At 53.4% G+C, this 16,610-nt stretch carries 17 protein-coding genes; 10 read left to right on the top strand and 7 right to left on the bottom strand.

From position 1 onward, the window contains the following. Positions 1–98: 98 nt before the first annotated feature. The 3 genes from zwf to kdgA all read left to right on the top strand — a co-directional run bounded on the left by zwf (position 99) and on the right by kdgA (position 4,301). The gene (gene zwf / locus SOM82_RS12150; RefSeq protein ID WP_320461047.1) at positions 99–1,574 is read left to right on the top strand and encodes a glucose-6-phosphate dehydrogenase; all 1,476 of its coding nucleotides are present in this window, start codon (positions 99–101) and stop codon (positions 1,572–1,574) included. Between the two features lie 234 nt (positions 1,575–1,808). Beyond that, on the top strand, positions 1,809–3,620 hold the full coding sequence (gene edd, locus SOM82_RS12145) for a phosphogluconate dehydratase (RefSeq protein ID WP_320461048.1): 1,812 nt from the start codon (positions 1,809–1,811) through the stop codon (positions 3,618–3,620). A gap of 39 nt (positions 3,621–3,659) precedes the next feature. Beyond that, positions 3,660–4,301 carry a bifunctional 4-hydroxy-2-oxoglutarate aldolase/2-dehydro-3-deoxy-phosphogluconate aldolase gene (gene kdgA / locus SOM82_RS12140; RefSeq protein ID WP_154125770.1) on the top strand — a complete coding sequence of 214 codons (642 nt, stop codon included), beginning with the start codon at positions 3,660–3,662 and terminating at the stop codon, positions 4,299–4,301. Between the two features lie 44 nt (positions 4,302–4,345). Here the strand turns inward: kdgA and purT are convergent, their stop codons facing one another. Beyond that, on the bottom strand, positions 4,346–5,524 hold the full coding sequence (purT, locus tag SOM82_RS12135) for a formate-dependent phosphoribosylglycinamide formyltransferase (protein ID WP_320461049.1): 1,179 nt from the start codon (positions 5,522–5,524) through the stop codon (positions 4,346–4,348). Between the two features lie 180 nt (positions 5,525–5,704). On the opposite strand from purT, the gene SOM82_RS12130 reads away from it, so the two are divergent. Beyond that, a complete protein-coding gene (locus tag SOM82_RS12130; protein WP_320461050.1) occupies positions 5,705–6,358 on the top strand; it encodes a tellurite resistance TerB family protein in 654 nt (217 codons plus the stop codon). An 86-nt stretch (positions 6,359–6,444) separates the two neighbouring features. Continuing rightward, positions 6,445–8,505: an oligopeptidase B gene (ptrB, locus tag SOM82_RS12125; RefSeq protein ID WP_320461051.1), complete on the top strand. Its 2,061-nt coding sequence runs from the start codon at positions 6,445–6,447 to the stop codon at positions 8,503–8,505. Here the strand turns inward: ptrB and exoX are convergent. From exoX to SOM82_RS12110, 3 genes are all read right to left on the bottom strand, one after another. Continuing rightward, entirely contained in the window at positions 8,502–9,164 is a 663-nt protein-coding gene (gene exoX / locus SOM82_RS12120; protein ID WP_154125766.1) for an exodeoxyribonuclease X, read from the bottom strand. The two genes, ptrB and exoX, sit on opposite strands and share 4 nt — an antisense overlap. Positions 9,165–9,188: 24 nt before the next feature. Next, positions 9,189–9,845, bottom strand: a complete 657-nt coding sequence (locus tag SOM82_RS12115) for a nitrilase-related carbon-nitrogen hydrolase (RefSeq protein WP_320461052.1) — start codon at positions 9,843–9,845, stop codon at positions 9,189–9,191. A 110-nt stretch (positions 9,846–9,955) separates the two neighbouring features. Next, positions 9,956–10,186 carry a DNA polymerase III subunit theta gene (locus SOM82_RS12110; protein WP_320461053.1) on the bottom strand — a complete coding sequence of 77 codons (231 nt, stop codon included), beginning with the start codon at positions 10,184–10,186 and terminating at the stop codon, positions 9,956–9,958. Positions 10,187–10,323: 137 nt separating this feature from the next. On the opposite strand from SOM82_RS12110, the gene yobA reads away from it, so the two are divergent. The 4 genes from yobA (at position 10,324) to SOM82_RS12090 (ending at position 14,170) form a co-directional block, all read left to right on the top strand. Further along, a complete protein-coding gene (yobA, locus tag SOM82_RS12105) occupies positions 10,324–10,698 on the top strand; it encodes a CopC domain-containing protein YobA (RefSeq protein WP_154125763.1) in 375 nt (124 codons plus the stop codon). A gap of 1 nt (position 10,699) precedes the next feature. Further along, complete coding sequence (gene copD / locus SOM82_RS12100) at positions 10,700–11,572, top strand: copper homeostasis membrane protein CopD (protein ID WP_320461054.1); 873 nt, start codon at positions 10,700–10,702, stop codon at positions 11,570–11,572. Between the two features lie 15 nt (positions 11,573–11,587). Beyond that, a complete protein-coding gene (locus SOM82_RS12095; RefSeq protein ID WP_154125761.1) occupies positions 11,588–11,926 on the top strand; it encodes a YebY family protein in 339 nt (112 codons plus the stop codon). A gap of 957 nt (positions 11,927–12,883) precedes the next feature. After that, positions 12,884–14,170, top strand: a complete 1,287-nt coding sequence (locus SOM82_RS12090) for a sulfatase-like hydrolase/transferase (RefSeq protein WP_501083523.1) — start codon at positions 12,884–12,886, stop codon at positions 14,168–14,170. A 114-nt stretch (positions 14,171–14,284) separates the two neighbouring features. Here SOM82_RS12090 and SOM82_RS12085 read toward each other — a convergent pair whose 3' ends face one another. After that, positions 14,285–15,226: a VirK/YbjX family protein gene (locus SOM82_RS12085; RefSeq protein WP_320461056.1), complete on the bottom strand. Its 942-nt coding sequence runs from the start codon at positions 15,224–15,226 to the stop codon at positions 14,285–14,287. A 168-nt stretch (positions 15,227–15,394) separates the two neighbouring features. On the opposite strand from SOM82_RS12085, the gene pphA reads away from it, so the two are divergent. After that, entirely contained in the window at positions 15,395–16,039 is a 645-nt protein-coding gene (gene pphA, locus SOM82_RS12080) for a protein-serine/threonine phosphatase (RefSeq protein ID WP_320461057.1), read from the top strand. Here the strand turns inward: pphA and SOM82_RS12075 are convergent, their stop codons facing one another. Continuing rightward, on the bottom strand, positions 16,040–16,231 hold the full coding sequence (locus tag SOM82_RS12075; protein ID WP_154125758.1) for a YdfD/YebW family protein: 192 nt from the start codon (positions 16,229–16,231) through the stop codon (positions 16,040–16,042). A gap of 102 nt (positions 16,232–16,333) precedes the next feature. After that, positions 16,334–16,573: a YebV family protein gene (locus tag SOM82_RS12070; RefSeq protein ID WP_154125757.1), complete on the bottom strand. Its 240-nt coding sequence runs from the start codon at positions 16,571–16,573 to the stop codon at positions 16,334–16,336. Between the last annotated feature and the right edge of the window lie 37 nt (positions 16,574–16,610).

Below are 16,610 nucleotides of genomic sequence, written 5' to 3'. Positions count from 1 at the left end.
TGGTTTCGGGAATGCCGTAAAAGCAGTACAGTGCATTGTAATAAAATTACAACGATATTCTGGCAAAAGCACCAGGGTATCCAACTGAGGAGAATGACATGGCGGTAACGCAAACAGCCCAGGCATGTGACCTGGTCATTTTCGGCGCGAAAGGCGATCTTGCACGCCGTAAATTGCTGCCTTCCCTGTATCAACTGGAAAAAGCAGGCCAGATCCACCCGGACACTCGCATCCTGGGTGTTGGCCGCGCTGACTGGGATAAAGACGCGTACACCAAAGTGGTACGTGAAGCGCTCGAAACTTTCATGAAAGAGAAGATTGATGAGAGTTTATGGGATGCGCTGAGCGGTCGTCTTGATTTCTGCAACCTGGATGTCAACGATACCACCGCGTTCGAACGTTTGGGTGAGATGCTGGACCAGAAAAACCGCGTCACCATTAACTATTTCGCGATGCCGCCAAGCACCTTTGGCGCGATCTGCAAAGGCCTGGGTGAAGCGAAACTGAACGCCAAACCGGCGCGCGTGGTGATGGAAAAACCGCTGGGCACCTCTCTTGCCACCTCTCGCGAAATCAACGACCAGGTGGGCGAGTACTTTGAAGAGTGCCAGGTCTATCGTATCGACCACTATCTGGGTAAAGAGACCGTACTGAACCTGCTGGCGCTGCGCTTTGCTAACTCGCTGTTCGCCAACAACTGGGATAACCGCACCATCGATCATGTGGAGATCACCGTGGCCGAGGAAGTGGGTATCGAAGGTCGCTGGGGTTACTTTGACCAGGCCGGTCAAATGCGCGACATGATCCAGAACCACCTGTTGCAGATCCTCTGCATGATCGCCATGTCCCCGCCATCCGATCTCTCGGCCGATAATATTCGCGACGAAAAGGTCAAAGTGCTGAAGTCACTGCGTCGTATCGATCGCTCGAACGTCCGCGAGAAAACCGTCCGCGGTCAGTACACCTCCGGTTTCGCACAGGGCAAAAAAGTCCCTGGTTATCTGGAAGAAGAGGGCGCGAACAAGTCCAGCAACACCGAGACGTTTGTGGCCATCCGTGTCGATATCGACAACTGGCGCTGGGCGGGGGTTCCGTTCTATCTGCGCACCGGTAAACGTCTGCCGACCAAATGTTCTGAAGTGGTCGTGTACTTCAAAAACCCGGAGCTGAACCTGTTCAAAGAGTCGTGGCAGGAACTGCCGCAGAACAAATTGACCATCCGTTTGCAGCCTGATGAGGGCGTAGATATTCAGGTGCTGAATAAAGTGCCGGGCCTTGACCATAAGCACAACCTGCAGACCACCAAGCTGGATCTGAGCTACTCCGAAACCTTCAACGAGACGCACCTTGCAGATGCTTACGAGCGTCTGCTGCTGGAAACTATGCGTGGGATTCAGGCGCTGTTTGTTCGTCGCGATGAAGTGGAAGAGGCCTGGAAGTGGGTCGACTCTATTACGGAAGCGTGGGCGGCCGATCAGGATGCGCCAAAACCGTATCAGGCAGGCACCTGGGGACCGGTCGCTTCTGTCGCGATGATCACCCGCGATGGCCGCTCCTGGAACGAGTTCGAGTAAATCCGACAGGTAATCCAAACGGGTTATTTTACCGGTAACATGATCTAACACAGATTGTGGCATAATTTTTAAACATTTAAGCTCCGCGTGGATTCACCCGCGGAGCTTTTTTTATTACACTGGCTGAAGCGATTTTGCCCCCGGACTACGGACAGCAAGCGTTTCAGCCTTGTTAAGACAAGCGATTCATCTTGTTAACTCCCGAGCCTGGACAAATAAATTAGAGGAGCTTCTGTGAATCCTGTATTGTTACGCGTAACACAACGCATTATTGAACGCTCGCAAAAGACACGTTCTGCCTACCTCGCCCGCATTCAGCAGGCAAAAACCGACACGGTGCATCGTTCGCAGCTCGCCTGCGGAAACCTGGCGCATGGCTTTGCCGCCTGCCAGCCGGACGATAAAGCCTCGCTGAAAAGCATGCTGCGTAACAATATTGCGATCATTACCTCCTACAACGATATGCTCTCCGCCCATCAGCCGTATGAGCACTACCCGGAAATTATTCGCAAGGCGCTGCACAGCGCAAATGCGGTGGGTCAGGTGGCGGGCGGCGTGCCCGCCATGTGCGACGGTGTTACCCAGGGCCAGGACGGGATGGAGCTTTCCCTGCTGAGCCGCGAAGTGATCGCCATGTCTGCGGCAGTGGGGCTGTCTCACAACATGTTTGACGGCGCTCTGTACCTCGGCGTCTGCGACAAAATTGTCCCGGGCCTGGCGATGGCTGCACTCTCCTTTGGTCATCTGCCTGCGATTTTTGTGCCGTCAGGGCCGATGGCGAGCGGTCTGCCAAATAAAGAAAAAGTGCGTATCCGCCAGCTGTATGCCGAAGGCAAAGTCGATCGTACTGCGCTCCTCGAAGCCGAAGCCGCCTCTTACCACGCCGCGGGGACGTGCACATTTTACGGCACGGCCAACACCAACCAGATGGTGGTGGAGCTTATGGGCATGCAGCTGCCGGGATCGTCATTCGTCCAGCCAGATGCGCCACTGCGTCAGGCCCTGACGGAAGCCGCCGCTCGTCAGGTAACCCGTCTGACAGGGAACGGCAATGAGTGGATGCCGCTCGGTAAAATGGTTGACGAAAAAGTGATCGTCAACGGCATCGTGGCGCTGCTGGCAACCGGGGGTTCAACCAACCACACCATGCACCTTGTGGCGATGGCCCGCGCGGCAGGCATCATCATTAACTGGGATGATTTCTCTGAGCTTTCTGACATCGTGCCGCTGATGGCGCGTCTTTACCCGAATGGCCCGGCGGATATCAACCACTTCCAGGCTGCGGGCGGCGTACCGGTACTGATCCGCGAGCTGCTGAAAGGCGGCCTGCTGCATGAAGACGTCAACACCGTCGCCGGATTCGGCCTGCAACGTTACACCCTGGAGCCGTGGCTGAACGATGGTCAGCTTGACTGGCGTGAAGGCGCGCAGGACTCTCTGGATGAGCAGGTGATCGCCACCTTTGCGAAGCCGTTTTCGCACCACGGTGGCACCAAAGTGCTAAGCGGAAACCTTGGCCGTGCGGTGATGAAGACCTCTGCCGTTCCGGTTGAGAATCAGATTGTCGAAGCTCCGGCGGTTATTTTTGAAAGCCAACACGATGTTTTACCCGCTTTCGAAGCGGGGTTATTGAATAAAGACTGTGTGGTGGTGGTCCGTCATCAGGGACCGAAAGCCAACGGCATGCCAGAATTACATAAACTTATGCCACCACTTGGTGTATTATTGGACCGCTGTTTCAAAATTGCGTTAGTCACCGATGGACGACTCTCTGGCGCATCAGGTAAAGTGCCATCAGCGATTCACGTCACACCCGAAGCCTATGACGGCGGGTTACTGGCAAAAGTCCGCGATGGCGACATCATCCGCGTAAATGGCCAGACAGGCGAACTTACCCTGCTGGTGGATGAGGCTGAACTTGAAGCCCGTAAGCCGCATATTCCTGACCTGAGCGCGTCGCGTGTGGGCACAGGGCGCGAAATGTTCAGTGCATTGCGTGAGAATCTCTCCGGTGCTGAGCAGGGCGCAACCTGTATTACGTTTTAAGACGACAAGAATTATCGATCTGGCGAGAGAAAAACTCTGATGAAAAACTGGAAAACAAGTGCAGAAGCAATCCTGACAACTGGCCCGGTAGTGCCGGTTATCGTGGTGAACAAACTGGAGCACGCCGTACCGATGGCGAAAGCGCTGGTTGCTGGTGGGGTTCGTGTTCTTGAAGTGACGCTGCGTACCGCATGCGCGATGGATGCTATCCGCGCCATCGCCAAAGAAGTGCCGGACGCGATTATCGGCGCCGGTACAGTGCTGAATCCACAGCAGCTGGCTGAAGTGACCGAAGCGGGCGCGCAGTTTGCGATCAGCCCGGGCCTGACCGAGCCACTGCTGAAAGCAGCAACCGAAGGCACTATCCCGTTGATCCCGGGTATCAGCACCGTGTCAGAACTGATGCTGGGTATGGACTACGGCCTGAAGGAGTTTAAATTCTTCCCGGCTGAAGCCAATGGCGGTACAAAAGCGCTGCAGGCAATTGCAGGTCCATTCTCGCAGGTTCGTTTCTGCCCGACTGGCGGTATCTCCCCGGCAAACTACCGCGACTACCTGGCGCTGAAAAGCGTACTGTGTATCGGTGGCTCGTGGCTGGTTCCGGCGGATGCGCTGGAAGCAGGCGACTGGGACCGCATCACTAAGCTGGCGCGTGAAGCTGTCGAAGGCGCGAAGCTGTAAAATTGTCGATGAACATCTAAAAACGGGCCATTTGGCCCGTTTTTTTATCCTTCCACTTTCACCTGCGCGGCAGCCATCTTCGCTCGCTCAATGGCAATTTCGACGTTATCGCCGGTGGCTAATGCCACGCCCAGACGACGGGTTCCGTCAATCTCCGGTTTAGCAAACAGACGCAACTGCAGACCCGCGCCGACGGCAGCATCCACATTATCAAACGTGACGTTCTGGCTGGTGAGCTGAGGCAAAATCACCGCCGATGCCGCCGGACCATACTGACGAATCCCGCCGACCGGCAGGCCCAGAAACGCGCGAACGTGCAGGGCAAACTCAGAGAGATCCTGAGAAATCAGCGTCACCATGCCCGTATCATGCGGACGCGGAGAGACTTCGCTGAAAATCACCTCATCGCCACAGACGAACAATTCCACGCCAAACAGACCGTAACCGCCCAGCGCCAGCACCACTTTTTGCGCAATCTCCTGCGCACGCTTCAGCGCCAGCGCACTCATCTGCTGCGGTTGCCACGACTCACGGTAATCGCCGTCTTCCTGACGATGACCAATCGGATCGCAGAAATGAACGCCGTCCACGGCGCTGACCGTCAGCAAGGTTATCTCAAAATCAAATTTGACGACGCCTTCAACGATGACGCGTCCGGCTCCCGCGCGACCACCCTGTTGGGCATAATCCCACGCGTGGTCCAGCGATTCAGCGCTGCGAATAAAACTCTGACCTTTACCGGAGGAGCTCATCACCGGCTTAATGATGCACGGGTAGCCAATCTCATCGACGGCCTGAAGGAAATCGGTTTTGCCGTCAGCAAAGCGGTAGCTTGAGGTGGGTAAATCCAGTTCTTCTGCCGCGAGGCGGCGGATACCTTCACGGTTCATGGTCAGTTTTGCCGCTCTGGCGCAGGGCACCACGCGCTGGCCGGCCTGTTCAAGTTCGATCAGCGTATCGGTGGCGATGGCTTCGATTTCAGGCACCACATAGTCCGGTATTTCCTCGGCAATCAGCGCGTGCAGCGCTTCGCCATCAAGCATATTGATGACGTGCGAGCGATGCGCGACATGCATTGCTGGTGCATCGGCGTAGCGATCGACTGCGATGACTTCGATCCCCAGACGCTGGCACTCAATAGCCACCTCTTTTCCCAGTTCGCCTGAGCCCAACAGCATTACGCGCGTCGCTGCCGGACGCAGCGCAGTTCCTAAACGAGTCATAAAATCCCCCTGAAAAAGTTGCGCGCAGTATAAACGAAAACGTTTGCGTGTGTCTTCCTTCGGGACCGTACCGGTAGAAGGAAAGACGCGGAAATTTGCGCATCTTTAGCGCGGCCAGACATTTCCTGACATCTCCTCGCTTAGGCTGTGATGAATGCGAACCGTTAAGTGGGGAAAATCATGTCAGGCTGGCTAAATCAATTGCAATCCATGTTAGGTCAAAAAGCGTCATCATCATCCGGTGAACAGGGGCTAAGTAAGTTGCTGATGCCTGGCGCGTTGGGCGGCCTGGCGGGCCTGCTGGTGGCGAATAAATCTTCACGTAAGCTATTGGCCAAATACGGCACTGGCGCGCTGCTGGCCGGCGGGGGAGCGATAGCCGGAACGGTGCTGTGGAATAAGTACAAAGATAAAATTCGCACTGCGCATCAGGGAGAGCCACAGTATGGCCAGCAAAGTTCACCGCTGGATGTGCGTACGGAAAGATTGATTCTGGCGCTGGTGTTTGCCGCCAAAAGCGACGGACATATCGACGATCAGGAGCGCGCTGCCATTGAACAGCAACTGCGGGAAGCGGGGGTGGAGGAGCAGGGCAGAACGCTGGTCGCCCAGGCCATCGAACAGCCACTCGATCCGGCGCGTCTGGCGCAGAGCGTGAAAAACGAAGAGGAAGCGCTGGAGCTCTATTTCCTGAGCTGCGCGGCCATTGATATTGACCACTTTATGGAGCGCAGCTATCTCAACGCCCTGGGCGACGCGTTGAAAATTCCACAGGATGTGCGTGAAGGGATTGAACAGGATATTCGGCAGCAAAAACAGGCATTACCGGGGTAAATTGAGCCTGCTGATGTCACGTTTCGCTTGCATCATGCGCGCGTTTTGCCACCCTTATAGGGTGTAAACGCAAAAGAAAAACTGACATGTATCCAAAAGCCCGACGCATTCCGAAAGCGATCACCATTCACGGTGATACGCGCACAGACAACTACTACTGGCTGCGGGACGACTCTCGCTCGCAGCCTGAAGTCCTCGATTACCTGCATCAGGAGAATGACTACGGCCGCAAGGTGATGTCGTCACAACAGGCGCTGCAGGACGATCTGCTGGGCGAAATGGTGGCACGCGTGCCGCAACGAGATATCTCCGCGCCGTGGACCCGAAATGGCTATCGCTACCGCCATGTTTACGAGCCGGGCAAGGAGTATGCCATTTACCAGAGACAGTCTGCGCTCAGCGCGGAGTGGGACGACTGGGAAACGCTCCTTGATGCCAATCAGCGCGCATCGCACAGTGAGTTTTACACCCTCGGCGGAATGGGGATTTCGCCCGATAACGCGATTATGGCGCTGGCGGAAGACTACCTTTCAAGACGCCAGTACGGGCTGCGATTCCGCAATCTGGAGACCGGAAACTGGTATCCGGAAATGCTGGATAACGTGTCGCCGGGATTCGTCTGGGCCAACGATTCTGAAACCGTCTACTACATCAAAAAACATGCCTCTACGCTGCTGCCTTATCAGGTCTGGCGACACACGGTCGGCACGTCGTCCCTCAATGACGAGCTGGTTTACGAGGAGAAAGACGAGACCTTTTACGTCAGTTTGCATAAGACAACTTCACTTCACTATGTGATTATCTCGCTTGCCAGCGCTACGACCACGGAAGTGTTGCTGCTGGATGCTGAACTGCCGGATGCCCAGCCACTCTGTTTTCTGCCACGACGTAAAGATCATGAGTACAGCCTCGATCACTTCCAGCACTCTTTTTATCTGCGTTCAAACCGCGAAGGTAAAAATTTTGGCCTTTACAAAACCAAAGTGCGCGACGAGCGTAAATGGGAAGTGCTGATCCCTGCTCGTGAACAGGTGATGCTGGAGGGCTTTACCCTGTTTACCGACTGGCTGGTGGTGGAGGAGCGTCAGCGCGGGTTAACCAGCATCCGGCAAATTAACCGTAAAACCCGTGAGGTGGTGGGGATCGCTTTTGACGATCCGGCCTACGTGACGTGGATTGGCTACAACCCGGAGCCAGAATCCTCGCGTCTGCGCTATGGCTATTCGTCGATGACCACTCCCGATACGCTGTTTGAGCTTGATATGGATACCGGCCAGCGCAAAGTGCTGAAACAGGCGGAAGTGACGGGTTTCGATGCCAGCCGCTATCGGAGCGAGCACGTTTGGATCACCGCTCGCGATGGCGTTGAAGTGCCTGTGTCGCTGGTGTATCACAAAGACCATTTCCGCAAAGGAAAAAATCCACTGCTGGTTTATGGCTACGGCTCTTACGGCTCCAGTATGGATGCCGATTTCAGCAGCAGCAGGCTGAGTCTGCTCGACAGGGGCTTTGTGTTTGCTATCGCGCATATTCGCGGCGGCGGGGAGCTGGGGCAGCACTGGTACGAAGACGGCAAATTTCTGAACAAGAAAAATACCTTCAACGATTATCTTGATGTGTGCGATGCGTTACTCGCGCAGGGTTACGGCGATCCCGACCTGCTGTTTGGTATGGGCGGCAGTGCTGGCGGCATGTTGATGGGGACAGCGATCAATCAGCGTCCCGAGCTGTTTAAGGGCATTGTCGCGCAGGTGCCGTTTGTCGATGTGCTGACCACGATGCTGGACGAATCCATCCCGTTAACCACCGGTGAATTTGAAGAGTGGGGCAATCCGCAGGATGAAACCTATTATCGCTACATGAAAGCGTATAGCCCGTACGACAACGTAGAACAAAAAAACTATCCACATCTGTTAGTCACCACCGGCCTGCACGATTCACAGGTGCAATACTGGGAACCTGCTAAATGGGTGGCTAAACTGCGCGAGCTGAAAACAGACGACAACCTGCTGCTGCTCTGTACCGATATGGATTCCGGACACGGCGGTAAATCAGGGCGATTTAAATCCTATGAAGGGGTGGCGCTGGAATACGCCTTTCTGATTGGCCTGGCACAGGGGACGCTGCCAGGCCATGCTGCTGATTAGGCTTCATCCAGATAGTGACGAAGCGTCAGGCGCAGCTCTGGGCTCATGCGATCGAGGTTATTGTATAACCAGCGCAGGTAGCCCGGGTCGCGATCTGCCACTTCCGACACCGCTTTACCGCGATATTTTCCGAAGGTAAAGGTGGTCAGCAGGGCCGGACGTCCGGTGATGGTCGCCATATCATCCGGTGTCCATCCCGTGTTGTTCATTATATCGATCAGTAGCGCAGCCGTGATGTAGCAGTCATACAAGGCGCGGTGGTGATGCAAACCTTCCGGCGTTTTCACACTGAGCTTGCGGGATTTATACAGCGCCATATTGCTGTATTTAATTCCCGGCCATAAACGCCGCGCCAGCTTCATGGTGCAGATCCATTCCCCGGGCATTTCCGGCAATACCCGGCGGTCAAAGCTGGCGTTATGCGCCACATACCAGGTGCTGCCGTAATAGTGGGGAATGACCTCTTCAATCCACGGCTTGTCCGCCACCATAGATTCCGTGATGTGGTGGATGGCCATCGCCTGTGCGCTGATAGGTCGATCGGGACGAACCAGATGACTCATTGGATTGACGATTTGTCCGTTGATCACATCAACGGACGCGACTTCTACAATCCCGCCCTGAAGGTCACAGGTTTCGGTATCGATTACACGCAGCATGGCTGGCTCCTGACCGTAAAACAGTTAGCGTAATGGAATGATATCACCTTGCCAACCCTGCTGACCCCATGAGCCGGTTAATAACAGCTCGCCCTGGTCGGCGCGCACAATTAACTGACCGCTGGAATCCCAAAGCGCACTGCTGCCATGCGCATTGGCCATCAGTACTGCGATCGCGTGTTTGTGCGCAAAACGCTGCAGGCGATTAATGGCCTCACGCCAGCACGATTCCCCAACCGCCTGGCTACTGGCAAACAGGGCGGCCAGTGGGTCGAGAGTGGGAAGCTCCGCTTTGCCATCAACTATCGTGAGCTGCGGGTTTCCCGGCATCAGGCACGCCCCTCGGCCCTGGGGATAACGTATCGCTCTGGGCTGGGAGGGCGAAAATAAGGCCAGACCTTTTTGCCGCTGGCCGTGAACGTCCACGCTGAGACCGGCGATGACTGTAATTGCATGGGTTCGCACAGCCTCGACAATCGGGGCCAGCGCCTGTTCCCCGGGAGGAGAGGGCAGGCCCAGATCGCTCCCGGCGGGGCCGGTCAGCGATAGTTCAGGAAAGACCAGAAGCTGGCACTGCTGGCCTGCAGCCGCAGTGATAAAGCGAAGGTGGTGCTCGACATGATCGTCAACGCAGTCGTGAAGCGGGGCATACTGGGCAGCGGCAATATTCCAGTGGGACATCGTGACTTCCTTATACACTTAGTCGCAGGGATTCAAAGATACACCTGGTTTTATCAGGGTTTTCTTATCCTGCCAGATAACATGTAAGGAAGTGTAACCAGACGCGGCGTTTACTTAACTTTAGGTTCGTAAGATAAGCGCGACAGCGTGACAGAGGTCAGGCGATGCGCAATCAGTCGCTCACGGAACCAGTCGCGCAGATGGGCCGGTTGTTCGCGTTCAACGACTTCAGCAATTACAGGCATGTTATAACGCTCTTTGAATGCCACGCCCGCTGCGGCGAGATCGACATTCACTTTGTCCATTTCATCCTGTGGAAGAGTTGCCAGATTAATGTTCATTACCTTCTCCTGAATTTGCGCCGCCAACGTTACCGCGCTTGCCCTGTGTTGACAAGCCGTCGCAGGATGATCCTCGACTCAGATATTATACAGAGTTATCCTCTGTCATATAGACATAACCAAAAGGAATGATAGGTATGGTATCCACCGCATCCCGCGCGGCTTGCGCACTGGCATTTCTGCTTTCCGTTGGCGCGGCTCCCGCAGCGTTGGCGCATGCTCACCTCAAACATCAATACCCGGCCGCCGATGCCGCTGTGACCGCCGCACCGCAGGCGCTGACGCTGAATTTTTCAGAAGGTATTGAGCCAAAATTTAGCGGCGTATCGGTGACGGGTGATAAGCAGCAAATCGTGAAGATCGGTACGGTGAAACGCGCCGAAAATGACGACACCCAGCTTATCGCTCCCATTGAACAGGCGTTGACGCCAGGCACCTATACCGTTGACTGGCATGTGGTTTCTGTAGACGGTCACAAAACCAAGGGCAGCTACCACTTCAGCGTGAAATAAGATGCTGGCATTTTGCTATGTCGCCCTGCGCTTTGTGCATTTCGCGGCGCTAATCCTGCTTTTTGGCAATGCCTTATACAGCGCATGGCTGGCACCGTTTTCCTTGCAGCGGCTTATGACCCGCCGTTTTCAGGGGCAGCAAAAAGTGGCAGCGCTGGTGAGTCTGAGCGCTGCCGTGCTAATGCTCGCCATTCAGGGCGGTCAGATGGGCGACGGCTGGGCTGATGTCATCGCCCCGTCAATCTGGCAGGCTGTCGCCAGCACCCGCTTTGGCGGCGTCTGGGTCTGGCAAATCATCTGTGCGCTCCTGACTGCCGGTGCGGCCTGGATTGCACCGGGGAAAAACGCGCGTCTGCTGCTGTTGCTGGCAACCGTCCAGTTCATCTTGCTGGCAGGTGTCGGGCATGCGGCGATGCGTGACGGCATTCCGGGCGTTTTGCAGCGCTTGAATCACGCCACTCATTTGCTCTGCGCGGCGATCTGGACCGGCTCTCTGTTACCCCTGGTGTTTTGCATCCGGCTCTCGAAAGGGCGCTGGCGTGTGGCCGCCATTTATACCATGATGCGTTTTTCGCGCGTGGGTCACGTCGCCGTGGCTGGGGTTATCCTCACCGGGATCGCCAATACGCTGCTGATCCTGGGGGCGAACCTGCCGTGGCACACGGAGTATGGGCAACTCCTTTTGTTGAAATGTGCGCTGGTGGCCATGATGGTGGTCATTGCGCTGGTGAACAGGTATTTTCTGGTTCCGCGATTCCGTCATGACGACGGGCGCGGACAACAATGGTTTATCTGGCTAACACAGGCAGAGGTTGTTCTGGGGGCACTGGTGCTGGCCGCTGTCAGTCTGTTTGCGACCTGGGAGCCTTTTTAACAAGGTTATAAACGAATGAAAAAAACAGTTCTTGCTCTTATCTTGCTGGCCTCTGCCGGCTCCGCCTTTGCGGCCCCACAGGTGATCACCGTGAGTCGCTTCGAGGTTGGAAAAGAAAAATGGGCGTTCAATCGCGAGGAAGTCATGCTGACTTGCCGCCCGGGCCATGCGCTGTATGCGATTAACCCGAGCACGCTGGTGCAATACCCGCTTAATGATGTGGCGCAGCAGCAAGTCGCCAGTGGAAAAAGCAACGGCCAGCCGATTAGCGTGATCCAGACGGACGACCCGGCAAATCCCGGTCAGAAGATGAGTCTGGCGCCGTTTATCGAGCGCGCCGACAAGCTCTGCTAACAGCGAGTTTCCCATAAAAAAACCGCAGGCTTCTCAACGGAAGCAGTGCGGTTTTTTTGTTTATGGATGTTCAAACGCTTTTTTTGCGACCACTTTTGCTGCGGACTGGAAAACCTGGCGTCGTCATCTATTCTTAAAGTGTCAGGCGACTTAGCCTGCATTAATGCCAACTTTTAGCGCACGGCTCTCTCCCAAGAGCCATTTCCCTGGACCGAATACAGGAATCGTATTCGGTCTCTTTTTATCTAGCTTTAATCTCAGTCACTTACGGATCTCCGTCCGAAAACGCCCTGAAATTACCCGAATCTCACACTTCGGTATTTCTCGTTATACCACACCGTTTTTAACATTCACAATTCATTTACACGTAAAAGTTAAAACACCCTGCGTCTGCGAAACGGCGTTCCCATGACCTGTACACCCTGCCAGCAAGCAAACCAAAAGCGAGAAAAGCCGCGCGCCCGATCCGTCGCTCCTGAGTTTTAAGTTAAAAAACGACGCTTATCCTCATCGCCACTTTTTGACGCCCGCACAGGGCTGCAAACCCGGTCTTAGAATCTTCTTCTGCGGAGAAATGCTGTTAAAAGTTGATGTTTAATTAATGGTAAAGTTATCTGTTTTTTTATAAGATAATTCTTAATTCGGCAAAATCGCATCAATTTAACTTTAGTTGGCAATATCCGCCATTTCTGGGGCACATTTCTCATGTCGTTTCGTGACACGATCAATCCTACTGGCATGTTCATTCTTGCGAACATGGTATTTTCTTTCCTTTTCAACTCTGCTTTCGGCTATGGTCTCGCAACGGTATACAGTTTGTTTACTTTTGTTCTACTACTAACATTAAGGGGTAGGGGAGTATATTCGGTCGCCTGTATATCTGGGGCAATTATAGCGTTCCTTTATTGCCCGATAGGATTGACGTTTGGCCCGCCCGATCTGAATGCCATGACTTCCATGACCTATACAGATAAAGCCGAAACGTTAGAGTTCTTCCTCTCTATATCAATATGGAAGTGGTTGATTTCTGTCTCTATTTTTCTTTCGGCTGTCTCATGTTGTCTGCTGAAACCTAAAGCGTCCTTTGTGTTGCCCCGAATCCTTTCTCTTGTGAGCGTGATTACTTTTTTCAGTACGCCTATTAAAGCGGCGTATCAGGAGAATATTTTATCTCCACTTGATTCACATTATCCGCCGATTAGATTCGTCAACGATGCGTACAGTGCTTATAAGCAGGTGAATTCAGATAAAAGCTTTTATGAAAAAAATGTAAAAAAAACCGATAGCTGGAATGCTGACATTAAAAACGATAATTATGACACCGTAGTAATTATTATCGGAGAAAGCGTTCGCCGTGATTTTATGTCGGTTTATGGTTTCCCGGTAAATAATACCCCGTTTATGCAATCAACACCGGGAATTACCTTTACTGACTATATTTCAAGCGGCCCTGCAACGGTATTATCCTTGACCCACTCCCTGTACCGCTTCAAAGATGGACGCGTCGAATACAACAACAGCATTGTGCGGTTGCTGGGCAAAAGTGGCTACCACACCAACTGGATCTCCAACCAGGGGGTCTTTGGCGGTGCGGACAGCCCCGTCTCGCTCGCGGGGAAGCAGGCCGAGGATTATCATTTCGTTAAGAACGGTTCTTCTAATAAGTTTCTCTATAGCCCGGATGAGAAGATGCTCCCCCTGATTTCAGACGCTCTGAATCGCAAAGGGAAAAAAGCGGTTTTCATTCACCTGATGGGTTCGCATCCGGTGGCCTGTGTTCGCACTAACGGTCATTACGACAATTTCTTCCGCTCCAGAGAAGAGTCGTGCTATATCCAGAGCATCAAAAATACAGACGCTTTACTCGACAGTGTGCATGGGATGCTTGGCAAAAATTCCGGAAGTTGGGCAATGATGTACTTTGCGGATCATGGCCTTCAGATCGTCGATAAGGGGACAAGCGAGGAGCGCCTGCAGCATTCGGATAAGTACCAGAATAATTATGATGTTCCGCTTTTTGTGACGACGTCGGACATGGCCGAGAGAAAGGTCATCACTGCGCCGCGTTCAGGTTTTGATCTTATTCCTCTTATCACCCAGCTGCTGGGTATCAGTGAACCTTCCACTGACCTGCAGTGCAATCTTTTTTCGGATGAGATCTGCAATGAAGAAAGGGTGGTTTTGAAGAAAGACGGGTCGCTGATTCCCTATAACACATTACCCAGAGAAGAAGCGCTACAGTAGTCGCCACATACAGTCAATCGTGCAGCAATGTCTCGTAAAAAACGAACGGGCAGAGCTAAATGATAAAAAGGCTATAAAAGATAAAGTTACGTGGTGGCGAAGCCACCACTAACGTTAAAAGCGGGCGTTAATGCCTTCTGCAATCTCGTCCAACAGGCCAAAACGGCGGCGGTATTCGGCGCGTTTTTTACTGGCGATACTTTCAAGGGATTTGCGTTCCATCTGTAACGGCAGCTCCCAGCGGAAGGCGGACAGCTTCTTCCCCTCAACTGATGCCCAGAATTCATCGTAGCTGGCATGAAAATGCCGGCCTTTACTCAGGCGATAGCGCAGGGCGCGGAACACGTGGCCTTCATCACTGACGCCGTATATCGCTTTGATATCGCTTCGCGCGGCAAGATGAAAAATGACCTCCATCAGGACTCGTTTCGGAAACAGGCCATAGCAGGCGCGAGTGGCTTTTTTGATCGTTTCTCGCGTCACACCGCGACGTGGACCCTGAAGCCCACCGATCACCAGAGCGGAATGCTCTCCCTGTGGAACCACGCTGAACGTCAGGCTTGTCAGCAGTGTATCCTCTTCATCGCGCAGCCAGAGGGTGCTTTCACCTTCGCGCTCCGCTTTGCTGGCGGAGGAGGCATAGACGTTATATTGCGCGCCATCTTTCGCCTGGAAGTGGACAACCGGCTGAGCCACCGGATGGGTCAGCGCGTTTACCAGACTCCTGTCCGGCAGGGCATCCAGCCATTCATAGTGGTGAACGATGGCTTCAGCACGCTGGTTAGCGCTTAATCCACGGGTCAGATACTGACGATGCGTTTTGCTCGGGAGCGTTATCTGGGCTGCCAGCAGCTTATCGAAATCAGCCCGATGCGCCAGCGCACTCAGCATGCGTTTTGTCGAAGACCAGAACAGCAATGAGCGCAGGAAGAATTTGATGCGATAGTCTCGTTTCGTCCAGATTGGCCCAGGAATAAGCTGCCCATGGGTCAGGGCGGAAATAATATTTGCGGGCTGCACTTCCGGAATATCAATTTGCAGGCTGGTATTAGACACGATGAAGTCCTCATTAGAATTATGCTTCTATTCTAAGGTTTTCCATGGAGTGATTTAAGAGCTGCTAAACCTTTATTTCCGCTTCGTTTACTAAAGATTTAAACTGGCAACAATAATGCGTCTGATCCCGAAGGCGAGGTATTGGCTATACTCCTTAGTGGAGGCGCTATGTATCAAATTATCGAGGGTAATCGTTGGCGAAATATCTGGGTGGTTGGCGACATTCACGGGTGTTATCAATGCCTTATGGATGAATTAAAGGGCCGTCATTTTAATCACCATGAGGATTTACTCATTTCCGTCGGAGACCTGATCGATCGTGGGCCGGATAGCGTTAAATGTCTGCAGTTAATCCGGCAGAAATGGTTTTATGCGGTACGGGGCAATCATGAACAAATGGCCCTCGATGCGCTCCGTAATAATGATTTTGCGCTCTGGACAATGAATGGCGGTATATGGTTTTCCAGACTGACAAACCCGCAAAAATTAGAAGCTATCGCGCTTCTCGAAGCCTGTCGGCAATTACCGCATATTATTGAAATTAACTGTATAAATGGGCGCAATATCATCGCGCATGCGGACTATCCTTCTTCGGTTTATCTGCGCGATAAACCGGTCAGCGCGCAGCGCGTGTTGTGGGATCGTGCGCGATTGACGGACTGTTTCGCAGGTAAAGGGGAGGGGATTTCCGGTGCGGATCATTTTTGGTTTGGTCATACGCCGGTCGATAAACGCTACGACTTTGAAAATTTACACTATATCGACACCGGCGCAGTGTTTGGCGGCGTGTTGACCTTTGCGCAGATACAGTAACTAAAAGTCACTGTACTCCTGAGCAGGCATCCAGAATCCATCAATAAATTCTTCAACCGGATAGCAGCCGCCATGGCGAATTCGCTGTTCTTTCTTTGACGCAACACACTGGCGTTCAGTGTTGTAGACATCAATCACAATGTCGTCGCAGCCGCCATCCAGATAACAAACAAAAAGTACCAGTGCAAACATCTCATCCCCTGATCTGGCTTCCGTACTGATAGTGTAGGGGATGATTGGGGGCAGGGGAAATATGCGGGATAAATAACCCGCCTTCGGGCGGGTTCCTTTGAGTCAGGCAAGGCGCATGACCCAGGCGTCGGACTGTTGATCGTAGTGCTCACGGTACAGGACGGAATGTTCGCCATCGAGGATAGCCGGAATGCTGGTATCGGCATCCCAGGCGTCAAGTTGCATACATAAATCCGGATCGGATTTACATGGAATGGTTAACGTTCGATCGCCTTGATTATCGCCGCGTAACTCGGCATCGTCGATTTCAAAAGCGCCAATGCGCACATTGGTTTTCGTCATAATGCTCTCCCCGGTTTGCCTGAAATCTGGTACGACC

Source organism: Lelliottia sp. CFBP8978, from assembly GCF_034046055.2.
GTDB lineage: Bacteria > Pseudomonadota > Gammaproteobacteria > Enterobacterales > Enterobacteriaceae > Enterobacter.
This window is presented reverse-complemented; position numbering and strand designations above follow the sequence as displayed.

What these genes read in the sequence shown, in the direction of transcription:
- zwf (WP_320461047.1), top strand. Translation starts at nt 99, where the DNA reads ATGGCGGTAACGCAAACAGCCCAGGCATGTGACCTGGTCATTTTCGGC.
- kdgA (WP_154125770.1), top strand. Translation starts at nt 3,660, where the DNA reads ATGAAAAACTGGAAAACAAGTGCAGAAGCAATCCTGACAACTGGCCCG.
- purT (WP_320461049.1), bottom strand. Translation starts at nt 5,524, where the DNA reads ATGACTCGTTTAGGAACTGCGCTGCGTCCGGCAGCGACGCGCGTAATG.
- SOM82_RS12130 (WP_320461050.1), top strand. Translation starts at nt 5,705, where the DNA reads ATGTCAGGCTGGCTAAATCAATTGCAATCCATGTTAGGTCAAAAAGCG.
- ptrB (WP_320461051.1), top strand. Translation starts at nt 6,445, where the DNA reads ATGTATCCAAAAGCCCGACGCATTCCGAAAGCGATCACCATTCACGGT.
- exoX (WP_154125766.1), bottom strand. Translation starts at nt 9,164, where the DNA reads ATGCTGCGTGTAATCGATACCGAAACCTGTGACCTTCAGGGCGGGATT.
- SOM82_RS12115 (WP_320461052.1), bottom strand. Translation starts at nt 9,845, where the DNA reads ATGTCCCACTGGAATATTGCCGCTGCCCAGTATGCCCCGCTTCACGAC.
- SOM82_RS12110 (WP_320461053.1), bottom strand. Translation starts at nt 10,186, where the DNA reads ATGAACATTAATCTGGCAACTCTTCCACAGGATGAAATGGACAAAGTG.
- yobA (WP_154125763.1), top strand. Translation starts at nt 10,324, where the DNA reads ATGGTATCCACCGCATCCCGCGCGGCTTGCGCACTGGCATTTCTGCTT.
- copD (WP_320461054.1), top strand. Translation starts at nt 10,700, where the DNA reads ATGCTGGCATTTTGCTATGTCGCCCTGCGCTTTGTGCATTTCGCGGCG.
- SOM82_RS12095 (WP_154125761.1), top strand. Translation starts at nt 11,588, where the DNA reads ATGAAAAAAACAGTTCTTGCTCTTATCTTGCTGGCCTCTGCCGGCTCC.
- SOM82_RS12090 (WP_501083523.1), top strand. Translation starts at nt 12,884, where the DNA reads ATGACCTATACAGATAAAGCCGAAACGTTAGAGTTCTTCCTCTCTATA.
- pphA (WP_320461057.1), top strand. Translation starts at nt 15,395, where the DNA reads ATGTATCAAATTATCGAGGGTAATCGTTGGCGAAATATCTGGGTGGTT.
- SOM82_RS12075 (WP_154125758.1), bottom strand. Translation starts at nt 16,231, where the DNA reads ATGTTTGCACTGGTACTTTTTGTTTGTTATCTGGATGGCGGCTGCGAC.
- SOM82_RS12070 (WP_154125757.1), bottom strand. Translation starts at nt 16,573, where the DNA reads ATGACGAAAACCAATGTGCGCATTGGCGCTTTTGAAATCGACGATGCC.